This is a genomic window from Actinocatenispora sera (assembly GCF_018324685.1).
GTDB classification, from domain to species: domain Bacteria; phylum Actinomycetota; class Actinomycetes; order Mycobacteriales; family Micromonosporaceae; genus Actinocatenispora; species Actinocatenispora sera.
Map to the genome: position 1 here is coordinate 5,809,127 of NZ_AP023354.1, position 14,916 is coordinate 5,824,042.

At 73.2% G+C, this 14,916-nt stretch carries 12 protein-coding genes; 8 read left to right on the plus strand and 4 right to left on the minus strand.

What is annotated here, in order from left to right; translation table 11 throughout:
- Nucleotides 1–153: 153 nt before the first annotated feature.
- A complete protein-coding gene (locus Asera_RS27300) occupies nucleotides 154–513 on the plus strand; it encodes a PRC-barrel domain-containing protein (RefSeq protein ID WP_030444328.1) in 360 nt (119 codons plus the stop codon).
- Here the strand turns inward: Asera_RS27300 and Asera_RS27305 are convergent.
- Both Asera_RS27305 and Asera_RS27310 read right to left on the minus strand, forming a co-directional pair.
- A complete protein-coding gene (locus Asera_RS27305) occupies nucleotides 465–2,624 on the minus strand; it encodes a transglycosylase domain-containing protein (RefSeq protein ID WP_212804734.1) in 2,160 nt (719 codons plus the stop codon). The two genes, Asera_RS27300 and Asera_RS27305, sit on opposite strands and share 49 nt — an antisense overlap.
- 290 nt (nucleotides 2,625–2,914) lie before the next feature.
- The gene (locus Asera_RS27310) at nucleotides 2,915–3,118 is read right to left on the minus strand and encodes a cold-shock protein (protein WP_030444326.1); all 204 of its coding nucleotides are present in this window, start codon (nucleotides 3,116–3,118) and stop codon (nucleotides 2,915–2,917) included.
- Between the two features lie 385 nt (nucleotides 3,119–3,503).
- Here Asera_RS27310 and Asera_RS27315 point away from each other — a divergent pair, with 385 nt between their 5' ends.
- On the plus strand, nucleotides 3,504–3,725 hold the full coding sequence (locus tag Asera_RS27315; RefSeq protein ID WP_157034600.1) for a hypothetical protein: 222 nt from the start codon (nucleotides 3,504–3,506) through the stop codon (nucleotides 3,723–3,725).
- Between the two features lies 1 nt (nucleotide 3,726).
- Here Asera_RS27315 and Asera_RS27320 read toward each other — a convergent pair whose 3' ends face one another.
- Nucleotides 3,727–5,043: a hypothetical protein gene (locus Asera_RS27320; RefSeq protein ID WP_051801528.1), complete on the minus strand. Its 1,317-nt coding sequence runs from the start codon at nucleotides 5,041–5,043 to the stop codon at nucleotides 3,727–3,729.
- A 45-nt stretch (nucleotides 5,044–5,088) separates the two neighbouring features.
- On the minus strand, nucleotides 5,089–5,772 hold the full coding sequence (locus tag Asera_RS27325) for a class I SAM-dependent methyltransferase (RefSeq protein ID WP_030444323.1): 684 nt from the start codon (nucleotides 5,770–5,772) through the stop codon (nucleotides 5,089–5,091).
- 395 nt (nucleotides 5,773–6,167) lie between these two features.
- On the opposite strand from Asera_RS27325, the gene Asera_RS27330 reads away from it, so the two are divergent.
- From Asera_RS27330 to Asera_RS27355, 6 genes are all read left to right on the plus strand, one after another.
- On the plus strand, nucleotides 6,168–7,493 hold the full coding sequence (locus tag Asera_RS27330; protein WP_030444322.1) for a hypothetical protein: 1,326 nt from the start codon (nucleotides 6,168–6,170) through the stop codon (nucleotides 7,491–7,493).
- Between the two features lie 230 nt (nucleotides 7,494–7,723).
- Nucleotides 7,724–8,650, plus strand: a complete 927-nt coding sequence (locus Asera_RS27335; RefSeq protein ID WP_244844049.1) for a glutamate ABC transporter substrate-binding protein — start codon at nucleotides 7,724–7,726, stop codon at nucleotides 8,648–8,650.
- Nucleotides 8,651–8,655: 5 nt separating this feature from the next.
- On the plus strand, nucleotides 8,656–9,879 hold the full coding sequence (locus tag Asera_RS27340) for a hypothetical protein (protein WP_157034599.1): 1,224 nt from the start codon (nucleotides 8,656–8,658) through the stop codon (nucleotides 9,877–9,879).
- A gap of 76 nt (nucleotides 9,880–9,955) precedes the next feature.
- Nucleotides 9,956–12,583 (plus strand): serine/threonine-protein kinase, encoded by a 2,628-nt coding sequence (locus tag Asera_RS27345; RefSeq protein WP_169745786.1) that lies wholly within the window; start codon nucleotides 9,956–9,958, stop codon nucleotides 12,581–12,583.
- An 8-nt stretch (nucleotides 12,584–12,591) separates the two neighbouring features.
- On the plus strand, nucleotides 12,592–13,596 hold the full coding sequence (locus tag Asera_RS27350) for a PP2C family protein-serine/threonine phosphatase (protein WP_051801523.1): 1,005 nt from the start codon (nucleotides 12,592–12,594) through the stop codon (nucleotides 13,594–13,596).
- Entirely contained in the window at nucleotides 13,593–14,879 is a 1,287-nt protein-coding gene (locus Asera_RS27355) for a VWA domain-containing protein (RefSeq protein ID WP_030444317.1), read from the plus strand. Before Asera_RS27350 ends, Asera_RS27355 begins: the two co-directional genes overlap by 4 nt.
- Nucleotides 14,880–14,916: the final 37 nt, after the last annotated feature.

Here is a 14,916-nt window from a genome sequence, read left to right on the forward strand (position 1 = left end):
ATGAGGTTCCCCGACAGTCTCTGGGATGGATCTCAGCACCGATGGACGTGTCCGGTCAAGATCGACCATGGGCACGGGCCGTGACGTTTCGCCGCCTGGAACCGGATAAGGCGGGAGAATATCGGTGAAGTACCCGTGGCTTCGGAGGTAGGAATGATTGGAATTCAGGACATCTCACAGTGGAAAGGTGCGCCTGTCGTAGGTCCAGCAGGCGGGAAGATCGGCACGCTGGAGTCGGTCTACGTGGACGCGGCCTCGGACGAGCCGATGTTCGCCGCGGTCCGGCTGGGCATGCCGGGGATGCGCAAGATCGCGCTGGTACCGCTGGACGGCGCCCGGGTGGGCCGCAACGACCTGCAGGTGCCGTACGACAAGGGGCAGATCAAGAACTCGCCGACGCTCGGCGTGGACGAGGAGTTGCCGGCCGAGCGCGAGCCGGAGATCTACGCCCACTACCGACTGGGCTACACCCCGGCGCCGACGTCGTCCGGGCGCCGGCTGGCCCGCCGCTGACCCCGGCGGGCCGCGCCGGGGTCAGCCGTACGCGATGTGGTGCGAGGGCTTGTGGAAGCCGCGGATCGGCTGGCCGGACAGGTCGGTGAGCATCGTCTTCGCGACGGCGACGTCCACCGAGCTGGAGATGCCGGCGCCGACCGAGTCCCACGGATTGTCGGGCGTGCAGGCGGTGGCGGCCGCGGCGATCTGCGGGGTGAACCCGACGAACGACTCCGTCGCGTTGGTCTCCGAGCTACCGGTCTTGCCGCCGAGCGGCCGGGAGCCGAACATCTTCCCGACCTCGGGGCGGTGCCCCCGTTGCACTTGTGGTAGAAGCCCTGCTGGCCCACCGGGCAGCGGGCGGCGTCGGTGGCGGCCCGCGCCACGTCCTTGGAGACCGCGCGATGGCACTGCGGCTTCGCCGCGTCCGACGCGTGCCCCCGGGCGTCCACGATGGACTTCACCGGCAGTTCCTTGCAGTAGATGCCCTCGGCGGCCACCGTGGCGTACGCGTTGGCGAGGTCCAGCGGGGTGGTCTGCGCGACGCCGAGGGTGAACGCGCCCCAGCCGTTCGACCGGCCCTTGGAGGCGTACACCGCGTCGCTGTGCGCACGGAACTTGATGCCGAGCCGCTTGGCCATGTTGACCGCCTTCTCGGCGCCGATCTTCTGCTCCAGCCAGACGAAGTAGGTGTTGACCGAGCGGCCGTAGCCGTCCCACATGGTCCGGTAGCCGTCCATCCACTTCGGGTTGTCGTTGACCGGTGAGTAGTAGCCGTTCCCGGCGATGTAGTTGGTGCGCAGCGGGCTGGGCGCGTGGAAACCGGTGTCCAGCGGCAGCCCGGACTCCAGCGCGGCGAGCATGGTGAACATCTTGAACGTCGACCCGGTCTGGTACCCGTTGACGTCACCGCCACCGGCGATCAGCTGGTCGACGGTGTTCGGCCGGTTCTTCATCCCGGCCGGGTTCTTCTTCAGGCTGTAGTCGCGGTTGACCGACATCGCCACCACCCGGCCGGTGTGCGGCTCGATTGCGGCGATCGGCAGCGCCTTGGTGTTGGTCTTCGAGTACACCGCGAGCGAGGCCTTGCGGGCCGACGCCTGCACCTTCGGGTCCATCGACGTGACGATCTTGTACCCGCCGGTGCGCAGCGTGTTCTCCCGCGCCGCCGAGGTCGCACCGAACTGCTTCTGCTGGTCCCACCACTGCACGAACCAGTCGCAGAAGAAGCCCCAGTCCCGGTGCTTGCTCGGAACCTCGGTGCAGCCGTTCGGCGTGCTCGACGGGCGCAGCCCGATCGGCGCCGCCTTGGCCCGCTTCGCCTCCGCCTTGCTGATGTAGTGCAGCTTGGCCATCGAGTCCAGCACGTACGAGCGGCGTACCAGGGCGGCCTTGCGCCCGGCCGGGCCGGACTCCGGGTCGAACGCGTCCGGCGACTTGACCACCCCGGCGAGCAGCGCGGCCTGCGGCAGCGTCAGCTTGTCCGGCGTGGTGTCGAAGTAGACCTTCGACGCCGCGACGATCCCGTACGCCTGGTGGCCGAAGTAGACGATGTTCAGGTAGCCCTGCATGATCTGCTTCTTGGACAGCTTGCGCTCCAGCGCCAGCGCGTAGCGCATCTCCTGGATCTTGCGGGCCATCGACTGCTCGGTCGCGGCGTGTAGCTCCTGCGGCGTCTTCGCCGAGTAGATCCGCACGTTGCGCACGTACTGCATGGTCAGCGTCGACGCGCCCTCGGAGACCTGCCCGGCGCTGCGGTTGGCCAGCAGCGCCCGCATCACGCCGCGCGGATCGACGCCGTGGTGCCGGTAGAACCTGGTGTCCTCGGCGGCCACGATCGCGCGCTGCATCACCGTGGGGACGTGGTCGATCGTGGTGGGCGTCCGGTTGTCCGAGTAGAACGTGGTGATCAGCGTCTTGCCGTCGTTCGCGTACAGGTAGGAGTTCTGCGGCGGCGGGGGGATCTTCAGCTGGTCGGACTCGTTGGTGAACACACCGGTACCCGACTTGACCGCGAGGCCGCTGATGCCGAAGCCCGGGAAGGCCAACAGCGCGACCACGATGCCGGCCAGAACACCGCACACCAACAGCGAAGCCAGGTCACCCAGCAGCGAATTCTGTCGACGCACCAACACCACCCTCGTCCCGCCACGGAGGTGTAAACGATCTCCCCTACCCAGAATGGCACAGAACCGGATCAGCCCGACGATCCGCCATGCCGGTCATCCTTGATCATCGATGCTTTTTGCCCGGCACGGGCGAGGATCCGGGAATCTCACCGGTAAAGAGTCGCCGACGCATACGCCGAGTGAGCGGGAGCGTGGGCGACGGCGAACCAGCCTGAACCAGGACACAAACGACCCCCGATGCGGAGTGCATCGGGGGTCGCTTCGCGTCTGGTGTTACCCAGGCCCGTGGCTCAGATGCCGCGGACGCGCTCGGCCTGCGGGCCCTTCGCGCCCTGCGTCACGTCGAACTCGACGCGCTGGTTCTCCTCGAGGTTCCGGTAGCCGGAGCCCTCGATGGCGGAGAAGTGGACGAACACGTCCGGCTCGCCGCCGTCCGGCGTGATGAAGCCGAAGCCCTTGTCCGGGTTGAACCACTTGACCGTACCCTGTGCCATGACTCTCCTTGTGGTAGCTACTCGGCCGCCGCGCGGACGACCGCCTTGTTGCGGCGGGAGCCGATCGACCCTTCGGAGAGATCTTCCCGAAAAACGAGACGCCCCGCTGTCACAAATCCCGCGTGCGCATCAAACGTTCGGGGAAACTACGACTGCAACGCCAAAAGGATACACGACTCGGAGCCGTTCGGGGCCGTACCGGCGTGCCGTGGACCACGCCCGGTTACTCGACCGGGACCGGTGGCCGCGCTTCCCGCTGGCCTGGGCCGATGACGCCGTTACTCTCGAAGGGAGGCCGGTGCGTTGCCGTTGGGCGCCCGGCCCCGGCCGCACGGGCCGCCGTTGCAGGTGGCCGCTCACCACCCACGCGGGAAGGAGCGGACTCATGCTCGATGTGGAGATCGAACTCGTCGGCGGACCCCGGGACGGGGAACGCATCACGGTGCCGCTGACCGATCCGGTACCAGCCCCGCACCTGGAGATGACCACGGTGGACAGCACCGTGGACGGACTGCCCGACATCTGGCGGTTGAACTACCGCCGCGACGACGCACCCACCGACGACGCCGTCTGGCGCTACCGGTTCCTGTCCACCCAACGCGGTTGAGCTAGCTGTTCGACCCTGCCGCCGGCGGCTCCTCGTCGCCGGCGGCAGCATGTTCGCCCACCGACCCGGACTCACCACCGGCGGCAGCGTGCTCCGGCCCAGAACCGGACTCGTCACCGGCGGCGGGGCGGCCCGTCCCGGGCTCCTCGTCGATGGCGGCCTGCGCCTCCGCGGCGTCGGCCAGCCGGTTCAGCCGGCCCAGCTCGGCGCCGACGACGACCAGCATCAGCACGTCCACCAGCACCGACACGGTCGCCACGAACTGGGTCACGTCGAACTCGAAGACGCGGGTGAACAACAGGTTCACCAGCAGGCTGCGGTGGAACCAGGTGAACCCGCGCAGCCGGTCGTGGCGCAGCAGCCGCCACCCGCCGATCACCAGCACCAGGCACGTGACCGTCGAGGCGAGCCCCAGTACCAGCGGGATCGGGCCGGGCGCGCCCCGCCAGACCGCGCCGGCCGGGCCGTCCAGCCGGCCCACCAGCCGGACACCGAACTGTGCACCCGAGTACGCGATCTGGGCCAGCAGCACGGCCACCGTGATGGTCGGCAGCGCCTGCGCGATCCGCCCCTGACCGTGCACCTCGCGCCGGGCCCACAGCCGCAACCTGGCCAGCAGCCGGTGCGGGTCGACGAACCGCAGCGGGTCGAACAGTTCCACCGGGTCGTCGGGTACCGCGCCGATCAGCGCCCGCGCCTCGGCCCGGCCCGGCGCCCGACCGGCCCGGTGCAGCTGGCGGCCGGCCGCGGCCCGGCGACGCGGGGTGAACCCGCCGACCACGCCGGCGACCGCCTGGTCGACCGCCGCCGCCAGGTGCTCGGAGGGATGGTGCGGCCGGCGCCCGTGCAGCGCGTGCACCAGCAGCACCAGGACCACCACCAGCACGTACATGATCGCCGTCGCTGGCCGGTAGAAGTAGTCGTTGTCGCTGGTGACGAACTTGCCCACCTCGTCGATGAACAGCCCGATGCCGATACCGGCGAGCACCGAGGCGAGCGGCCGGATCACCGGCCCGACGAACGACAGCAGCAGGACCAGGCCGACGATCATCAGCAGCCCGCCCCACAGCACGTGCGCGATGTGCAGGCCACCGCCGCCGACCTGCGGGTACCCGGCCAGCGCCAGGCCACCGCGGACCAGCAGCACCGTGCTGACCGCGGCGACCAGCATCGCGGTCAGGTGCGCGGTGGCCTGCGGGTCGCGGGGCAGGCCACGCACCAGCAACCACCGGGACAGTCCCCGGCCCGGCAGCTGGGTCAGCCCGGACTCCGGCGTGGCCTGCGGCGTTGCGGCGGGTTCGGGGTCGTTCGGCGGCATGGCGGACACCCTACGAAAGCCGGCGGCGCGGCGCAGGCCCGGGCCTCAGGGCCGACGGAACCAGATCATCGGGTTGTGCGTACCCGGATGCACCGGGTCACCGAAGCCCAGGTCGGCCCGGCACTCCTGCAGCCGCCGGTACTGCCCCGGCGCGCGCTTCGCGGCCGCGGTGAAGTACCCGGCGCCGGCGTCGCGCAGGTAGCGCAGCAGCACCGAACCCTCCGAGTACGGCTTGGCCCGCCGGCCGTGGAACACGTCGTGCACGCTGACCGGGGTGGCGGCCGGGACCGCCGGCAGCAGCCGGTCCAGGTACCAGCGGGCGAACCGGGCCGAGTGCGCGGCGTCCAGGAACAGGTAGTCGATCCCGTCCGGCAGGGTCTGCTCCCGCACGTCACCGGCGACGAACCGCCAGCGCCCGTCGGCGAGCTCCACCGGTACGTTGCGGCGGGCGTTCTCGATCCGGTCGTAGCTGGTCAGCGTGCCGGTCTCGTTGTCCCGCAGGGCGCGCAGCAGCCAGCTGGTGGACCAGCCGTGCAGGCAGCCGATCTCCACCACCCGCGCCGGCCGCTCCTGGCGGATCAGCAGGTAGGTCAGTTCGGCCTCGATGTCGTCGAGCTGCGCCCGCATGCCCGGCCGGTCGGCGAGCAGCCGCCGCTGCTCCTCCCGTACCGCCCGCAGTGGTTCGTGGTGTTTGACGTAGAGCTGTACCGCGTCGTCGATCGTCAGCACGACCGCTTCGCCCCCTTCGTACCGCCGGTCTGGCCGTTGACGGCGTGACGGTAGGAGCGCGCCCGGGTCCGGTACGTCCCGCGGCGGAACCAGAACCGACCCCCTACCCCGGCGGGACGTGACGCGGCCGCGTCCCACCCCGGCGGGACATGCCGGACATCGGCACCGACCGGCGGGGACCGGGCCGTCATCGGTACCGCCGGGGCGCCCGGCAGCGTGATCACGCTGGTTGACACGACCGGCTATGTTGGCCCGAAAACACGACGGAGGGCATCGATGCTGGGCAGCACGTCGGGCACGGGCCGAACGGGCCAGGCCGGGATCCGTGTCCGCGCCACCGGCCGGCGCACGGTGGGCACCGATGGGTCGGTGCGGCTCGACGGGTCGGTGCCGCGATGACGCTCGCTCCGACCGCGCCGGCGTCCCCGGCGCCGGCCGTCGACCCGACCCGGCCGGGCCTCGCCGCCCTGGCCCGCACCACCCCGGGCCGGTTGACCACCCTGCTGGCCCTGCTCGTCGTGCTCGGCCTGGCCTTCGGGGCCGCCATGGTCGTCGGCGTGCAGCAGCGCGGTGGCCGGCTCGACGAGGTGCGTTCGCACTCCGGTCCGCTGACCGTGCAGGCCCAGCAGCTCTACCGGTCGCTGTCCGACGCGGACGCGACGGCGGCCTCCGCGTTCCTCGCCGGCGGCGTCGAGTCGGCCAGCGCCGCCCGCCGCTACCAGCAGGACATCGCCGAGGCGGGCAAGGCGCTCGCCACCGCCAGCAACGCCGCCGGTGCGAACGCACGGGTGGTGCAGCAGCTCACCAGCCAGCTGCCGGTGTACACCGGCCTGGTCGAGACCGCCCGGGTCTACAACCGGCTCGGCATCCCGCTCGGCGCCGCCTACCTGCGCGAGGCGTCCGGCCTGATGCGCGACAAGCTGCTGCCGGCGGCCAAGTCGCTGTACCAGGCGGAGACCGCGCGGCTCGCCGACGACCGCTCGGCGGCGGCCGGGTTCCCCTGGGTCGCGATCCCGGTGGGGTTGCTGCTGCTGGCCGGTCTGGTGGTCGGGCAGGTCTACCTGAGCCGGCGCACCAACCGGGTGTTCAACCGCGGGCTGCTGGTCGGCTGCGCGGCGGCGGTGGTGGCGCTGCTGTGGCTCACCGTCTCGTGGGGTGCGCTGGCGAGCCATCTCGGCTCGGCCCGGGACCACGGCTCGGCGCAGGTCGAGGCGTACGCGCAGATCCGGCTCACCGCGCTGCAGGCCCGGGCGGACGAGTCGCTGACCCTGGTCGCCCGCGGCAACGGCGCGTCGTTCGAGCGAGACTTCCGGCAGCGGATGACCGACCTGGTCGGGTCGGACGGCAAGGGCGGCCTGATCGGTGCGGCCCGCAGCGGCGCGGACGACGCCCAGCGCCGGCAGCTCGACGCGGTCCGCAAGGACGTCACCGACTGGCAGGCGGCGCACGCCAAGGTGCGCTCCCTCGACGACGGCGGACAGTATCCCCAGGCGGTGAAGGTCGCGATCGGTTCCGGCCCGGGCAGCGCGGCCGACGCGTTCGGCAGTCTCGACCGGCACGCCGCGGGCGCGATCGAGGCGGCCAACGCGCGGTTCACCGACCAGGCCAGCGCCGCGGCGTCCAGCCAGACCGGTGCCGCGATCGGGCTCGGCGTGCTCGCCGCGCTGTGCGTGGTCGGCACCGCGATCGGCCTGCAGCGCCGGGTCGCGGAGTACCGATGAGAAACGGGTGGGCGCGCGACAGCGCCGGAGTCGCGGCGAGTCCCATTTGTTCGCTGGCAAGGCGGAGGTGCGAGGGCATACCGGTGTCGTATGCGCTCGTGCCGACAACGCGGCCAGCGAGCAAATGGGGCCGGCGCGGCCCGGCAGACTATCGTGCACCAACCCGTAAGACGAGGGAGGGCACGCCGGTGCGGCGACGGGTGCGGGGTTTGCTCGCGGCGGGTGTGGCGGTGACGGCCCTGCTGGTCGTGGCGGGATGCGGGGCCTCGACGCTGCCGGACGCCGGCCGGCCGGCGGCGCCGCCGCAGCCGGTCGGGGTGCAGGATCCGGCGAAGATCCCGGACGCCGAGCCGCAGGACACCTCCTGCGCCGCCGACAGCTACCGCCCGCACGGATCGCCGGCCGACATGATGCACGGGTCGGCGGTGTCCCGGATCAAGGAGCGTGGCCGGCTGGTGGTCGGCGTCGACCAGAACACCTACCTGTTCGGCTTCCGCGATCAGGACAACGACCTCAAGGGTTTCGACATCGACATGCTGCGCGAGGTGGCGCGGGCGATCTTCGGTGACCCGAACAAGATCCAGTTCAAGGTGATCACCTCCGCGCAGCGCATCCCGGTGCTGCAGAAGCACCAGGTCGACCTGGTGGCCGACGTGATGACCGTCAACTGCGAGCGGTGGAAGCAGGTGGCGTTCTCGTCGGTCTACTTCGACGCCGGGCAGCGGGTCCTGGTGCCGTCCGGTTCCACCGCGACGAAGCTCGGTGATCTCGGCGGCAAGAAGGTCTGCGCGGCGAAGGGGTCGACGTCGATCCGGGCGATCGCGGCCAACCCGGCGAAGCCGGTCCCGGTCGCGGTGGACGACTGGACCGACTGCCTGGTGATGCTGCAGCAGCGGCAGGTCGCCGCCATCTCGACCGACGACACCATCCTCGCCGGGCTGAAGAAGCAGGACCCGAACACGAAGGTGGTCGGCCCCAAGTTCACCGACGAGCCGTACGGGATCGCGGCGAACCTCGACGACGTCGACCTGGTCCGGTTCGTCAACGGGGTGCTGGCGAAGATCCGCGGTGACGGTACCTGGAAGAAGCGCTACGACCAGTGGTTGACGGTGCTCGGTCCGGCGCCGAAGCCGCCGGCCGCCACGTACCGGGACTGACCGCGATGGCCACTGCACCACTGCGGCGCGAGGAGGCCGACCAGCGGCTGACCGCGATCGGTGAGGAGTACGACCGGCTCGCCGCTTCGATGTACGCGCTGGACTCCGATCCGGCGCTGCGCTGGCTGCGTGCCGGCGGCGCCACCGGCGCGACCGCCGAGCGGCTGGCCGACCTGCCGCAGCGGGTCAGCGTGCTGTGGGCACACTTCAGCGTCGCCGGCGACCTGCTCGACGCCGCCCGGGCGGTACGGGCGAGGCGCGGCCGCCCGTCCGACGACGACCTGGCGGAGTTGGCCGCGCTGCTGCGGGAGCCGATGGTGGCGTTGGACGCCGCGGGGCTGCCGGCCGACGGCACCGGCAACCCGGTGGCCCGGCGGCTGTGCCTGGTCGACCTGATCCCGATGGTGGTCGTGGACGCCGCCGCGGCCGGCAAGCGGCTGGCCGCCGTGCGAGGGGCGTTGACCGCGCTGACCGACCTGGTGTCCCCGACCGCCGACGCCGTCGACGAGGTCACCACTCTGGCCGCCGAGTTCGGCCTGACCGACCTGGCCCGGCCGCTGATCGCCGAGCTGGACGCGGTGCGCGGCCCGGCGCTCGCCGATCCGCTCACCGCGGCGCCGGACGGGACCCCGACCGCGGCGGTCACCGGTCGGCTCGGCCGGCTCGACGAGTCCGTGGCGGCGGCCCGGCGCCGGCTGTCCGGGCTGGTCGCGCTGCGCGACGACTACGCCGGACGCCGGTCGGGCTGGACCGCCTCGCTGACCGCGCTGGCCGAGGCGGAGCAGGCGGCCGGTGCCGCGTACCGGGCGGCGGCGGCGAAGATCGCCGATCCCGGCCTGCCCCCCGTGCCGGCCGCGGCGGAGCAGTTGCGGAGCCGGCTGGCGAACCTGGACGAGCTGCACCGCGGCGCGGCCTGGCCGGCGCTCGCCGACGCCGTCGCGTCGACCGAGCGCGAGATCGCCGCGGCCGCCGACCGGGCCCGCGAGCTGCGCTCGGCGGCGGACGGGCTGCTCGCCCGGCGCGAGGAGCTGCGCGGCCGGCTCGCCGCCTACCGGGCGAAGGCCGCCGCGCTGGGCCGGCTGGAGGACACCGACGTGGCCCGGCGGTACTCGGCGGCCGAGCGGCTGCTCTACACCGCGCCGTGCGACCTGCCGGCCGCCACCCGCGCCGTGTACGGCTACCAGCAGGCGCTGTCCGAGCTGGTACGGCAGCGGGAGGGCTCGGCATGAGGACGCGGCAGCGACCGGATCGTGGCTGTCGCGCGGACCAGCGCCTGGTGGGCGTTCCGACGAAGGAGGAAAGGCCATGAGTCAGGCGCCGTGCCAGCAGCCGGGATGCACCGGCCGCTACGCCCCGGACGGCTACTGCGACCAGTGCGGGTCGAAGGCACCTGCCCGGCCGCCGAGCCAGCGCACCCCCGCGCCGGCAGCCGCACCGTACGTGGGTGCGCCGCCGGTCGCCGCGAACGTGCCGGCCGGCGTGGGCGGCGGCGGGCTGCCGGCGGGCTGGCCCGCCGGGGCGAGCTGCCAGCAGCCGGGCTGTGCCGGCCACTACGCCGCGGACGGCTACTGCGACCAGTGCGGGTCGAAGGCGGCCGCTCCCCCGCCCCCGGTGCCCGACCCGGCCCGGCCCACCTCCGGCCCGCCGGCCCCCGGCGGCGGGGTGCCCGGGCCGGCGTTCCGCCAACCCGGGACGCCGGTGTCGCAGCCGTTGCCCAGCGGGCCGAGCGTGCCGACCGGCGCGATGACCGGCGGCTGGCGCCCGACCGGTGCCACCGCCGGGTTCGCCGGCCGTACCGGGGCCGGGCTCGGTGGCGCGTCCAGCCTGGGTACCCGCAGCAGCCGCAGCCGGGCCACGGCGCGCGGCGGGCTCGGCGCCGGGCTGGTCGACGTGCCGCCGGTGCCGCTGCGCGACCCGACCACGGCGGTGATGACCGACCCGAAGGTGTCGGAGTCGCGCCGCTACTGCAGCAAGTGCGACCAGCCGGTCGGGCGCTCGCGGGACGGCCAGCCGGGGCGGGCGGAGGGCTTCTGCCCGCAGTGCGGTACCGAGTTCTCGTTCCTGCCCGGGCTCACCGCCGGCGAGGTGGTCGACAACCGGTACGAGATCCTCGGCTGCCTCGCCTACGGCGGGCTCGGCTGGATCTACCTGGCCCGGGACCGGCACGTCTCGGAGGGCGGGGCGGACCGCTGGGTGGTGTTGAAGGGCCTGATCAACACCGGCGACCCGGACGCGATGGAGTCCGCCGTCGCGGAACGCCGGTTCCTGGTCGAGGTCGACCACCCGAACATCGTCAAGATCCACGACTTCGCCCGGCACCCGGACCCCCGGACCGGCGAGCTGATCGGCTACATCGTGATGGAGTACGTCGGCGGGCAGTCGCTGAAGGACCTCGCGATGGACCACCGCGACGAAGTCGGGCAGCGCGCCTCGCTGCCGTTGCCGCAGGTCCTCGCGTACGGGCTGGAGATCCTGCCGGCGCTGGGCTACCTGCACGGTCGCGGGCTGGTGTTCTGCGACTTCAAGCCGGACAACGTGATCCAGGCCGAGGAGCAGCTGAAGCTGATCGACCTGGGTGCGGTGCGCCGGCTCGAGGACCCGGACGGGGCGATCTACGGCACCCCCGGCTACCAGGCGCCGGACGTGGCGACCCGCGGCCCGTCGGTGGAGTCCGACCTGTACACGGTGGGCCGGACACTCGCCGTGCTCAGCTTCACCTTCACCGGCTTCTCCAGCAGGTACGCCAAGTCGCTGCCGACGCCGGCGGAGATCCCGCTGTTCGCCCAGGAGCCGTCGTTCCACCGGCTGCTCGCCCGGGCCACCCATCCGGAGCCGGAGCGGCGCTTCGCGTCCGCGGCGGAGATGGCCGACCAGCTGCTCGGGGTGCTGCGGGAGGTGCTGTCGGCATCGGACGGGATCCCCCGGCCGTCGATGTCGACGCTGTTCACCGCCGAGCGTCGGCCGTTCGGGACGGCCGCCGGCGACGTGCCCGCAGGCGACGGCCGGCTCGACGGCCGGGAGGTGGTGCGGTGCCTGCCGCTGCCGCTGGTCGACCCGGCGGACCCGGCCGCGGCGTTCCTCGCCACCGTCGACGCGTCCGCGCCGGCCGAGGCGATCCAGGCGATGCGGCAGGCTCCGGCCCGCACCGTCGAGGTGTCGTACCGGGTCGTCCGGGCGCTGATCGAGACCCGTGACGTGCCGGCGGCGCGGGCCGAGCTGGGCCGGCTCGCCACCCCGGACGCCGACTGGCGGTACGACTGGCATCGCGGCCTGCTCGGCCTCGCCGCCGGGGCACCCCAGGAGGCGCTCGCCGCGTTCGAGGCGGTGGCCGCGGCGCTGCCGGGCGAGCCGGCGGCGCTGCTGGCCGAGGCGGTGGCGGCGGAGCTGTCCGGCCACGCCGACCTGGCGCTGGCCCGGTACGCCCGGGTGTGGCGGGTCGACCACGGGTACGTCAGCGCCGCGTTCGCGGTGTCCCGGCTGCTGCTCGCTGGCCGCGACCGGCAGGGCGCGATCGCGGTGCTGGACGAGGTGCCCGACTCGTCCAGCCGGCACACCCCGGCGCAGATCGCGGCGATCCGGGCCCGCCTGGACCGCTCCGCCGGCGCGCGTACCGAGGCCGACCTGGTCGACGCCGCGGCCCGGCTGGAGAAGCTCGGACTGGACTCCGGTACGCACGCGCAGCTGTCGGTGGAGATCTTCACCGCGGCGCTGGAATGGCTGGGCATCCCCGCCGACGCGGCACCCGGTACGCCGCCCGGCCGGCCGCCGCAGCAGACCACGGGTAGCGTGCTCGGCCGGCGGCTGGTGGAGCGCGAGCTGCGGCTCGGGCTGGAGACCGGTTACCGTGCCCTGGCCAGTCTCGAACGCACCCCGCTGGCGCGGTACGCGCTGGTCGACCGCGCGAACGCGGTCCGGCCGAGGACGCTCGTCTAGGAGGACACGTGGTTATCGCGCAGACGATCGACTGCCCGGCCTGCGGGGCGCCCGCGTCCGCCGGGTTCCGGTTCTGCGAGGCGTGCGGAACGCCGCTGCACGGTGTACCGGTGCCGCCGGCCGCGGCCGAGTGGGTCTCGTCGTCGACCGCGCCGCAGCGGTGCGAGGCGTGCGGGCACACCGCGTTCACCTCGGACGGGTACTGCGGGCAGTGCGGCCAGCGCGGTCCGACCGGCCCGGACCACAGCGAGTTCGACCTCGGGCCGGTCGCCGGGGTCAGTGACATCGGGCACCGGCACGAGCGCAACGAGGATGCCTTCGCGCTGGGTACCCTGCCGGGCACGCCGCTGGTCGTGGTGTGCGACGGGGTGTCCTCGTCGTCGCGCGGCGACGCCGCCTCGCACGCGGCGGTGGACGCCGCGCTGCCGGTGCTGCGGACCGCCCTGACCGAGGGCTCGCACCCGGAACGGGCGATCGCCCGGTCGGTGCACGCGGCCCGCGAGGCCGTCACCGCGGTCGCCGGGCCGGACCACGGCAACCCGCCGAGCTGCACGTTCGTCGCCGCGGTGGTGTCCTCCGGCTCGATCACCGTCGGCTGGGTCGGCGACAGCCGCGCGTACTGGCTGCCCGACCGTGGCGCGCCGCGCTGCGTGACCGTGGACGACTCGCTGGCGAACGAGCTGATCGCGTCCGGGATGCCCGCCGACGAGGCGCACGCCCAGCCGCACTCCGGTGCGCTGGTGCGCTGGATCGGGGTGGACGCCGACGACGGCCCGCCGAAGGTGCGCACGTTCACGCCGGAGGGCCCGGGGCGGCTGATCGTGTGCAGCGACGGGCTGTCCCGCTACCGTTCGGCGCCGGAGGCACTGGCGTCGTCCACCCCGGCCGGGCCATCGCTCGCGGTGGCCCGGCACCTGACCCAGCTGGCCCTGGATGCCGGCGGCGTCGACAACATCACCGTCGTGGTCGTGCCGTACCCGCCGGCGGCACCGGCCGAAGGGAGCGCCCAGTGAGCCCGCAGTCCGGTTTCACCGCCGAGGTTTATCAGAACCCCTATCTCGCCGCCGGTGCCGAGACGGTCGACGCGGTGATCACGGTGACCGCCGGTGAGGGCGGCGCGGCGCCGGCCCCGGCCGGTACCCCGAGCGCGGCCGAGGCGATCATGATCGACTGCTCCGGCTCGATGGGGTACCCGCGCAGCCGGATGACCGAGGCGATCAAGGCGACCGGTGTCGCGGTGGACACGCTGCGCGACGGCGTGCTGTTCGCCGTCATCGCCGGCCGCAGCCGGGCCGAGCAGGTCTACCCGAGCAGCGGCATGGTGGCCGCATCGGCCGACACCCGGGCGGCGGCGAAGCGCGCCATCGGCGGGCTGACCCCCAGCGGCGGTACCGCGATGGGGAGCTGGCTGGCGCTGGCCAACAGGCTGTTCGCCCAGGTACCGGCGCAGGTCAAGCACGGGATCATGCTCACCGACGGGCGAAACCAGCACGAGACGCCGGAGGCGCTGCGGCAGGTACTGGCCGAGTGCGAGGGCAGGTTCAGCTGTGACTGCCGCGGCGTCGGCGAGGACTGGGCGGCAAACGAGCTGCGCACCATCGCCTCGGCGCTGCTGGGCAGCGCGGACGGCCTGGAGGAGCCGGCGGAGCTGCCGGCCGCGTTCCGGGCGATGACCGAGCAGGCGATGGACAAGTCGGTCGCCGACGTCAAGCTGCGGCTGTGGACCCCGGCCGGCTCCACGATCCGGTTCGTCAAGCAGGTCTTCCCCCAGGTGGAGGAGCTGACCGGGCGCCGGGTCGCGGTGAGCGACCGGATCGGCGAGTACCCGACCGGCGCCTGGGGGGCGGAGAGCCGCGACTACCACGTCTCGGTGCAGGTACCGCCGGGCACGCTCGGCGAGGAGCGGCTCGCCGCCCGGGTGAGCCTGGTCTCGGACGACAGCGTGATCGCGCAGTCGCTGGTGCTGGCCCGGTGGACCGAGGACGACGCGCTGTCCACCCAGATCAACGACCGGGTCGCGCACTACACCGGGCAGGCGGAGCTGGCCGAGGTGATCCAGCAGGGGCTGGAGGCGCGGGAGGCCGGCGACGACGCCACCGCGACCGCCAAGCTCGGCCGGGCGGTGCAGCTGGCCGACGAGTCCGGCCACGAGCAGACCGCGAAGCTGCTGCGCCGGGTGGTCGACGTCGAGGACGCGGCGACCGGCACGGTCCGGCTGCGCCGGGACGCCTCCTCGCTGGACGCCGAGCTGACCAACGTCCGATCCACCAAGACGATCCGGGTCAAGCGGTCCTGACGGGCGGCACAGCCCGCGCGGCCGGCACCCGGTGACG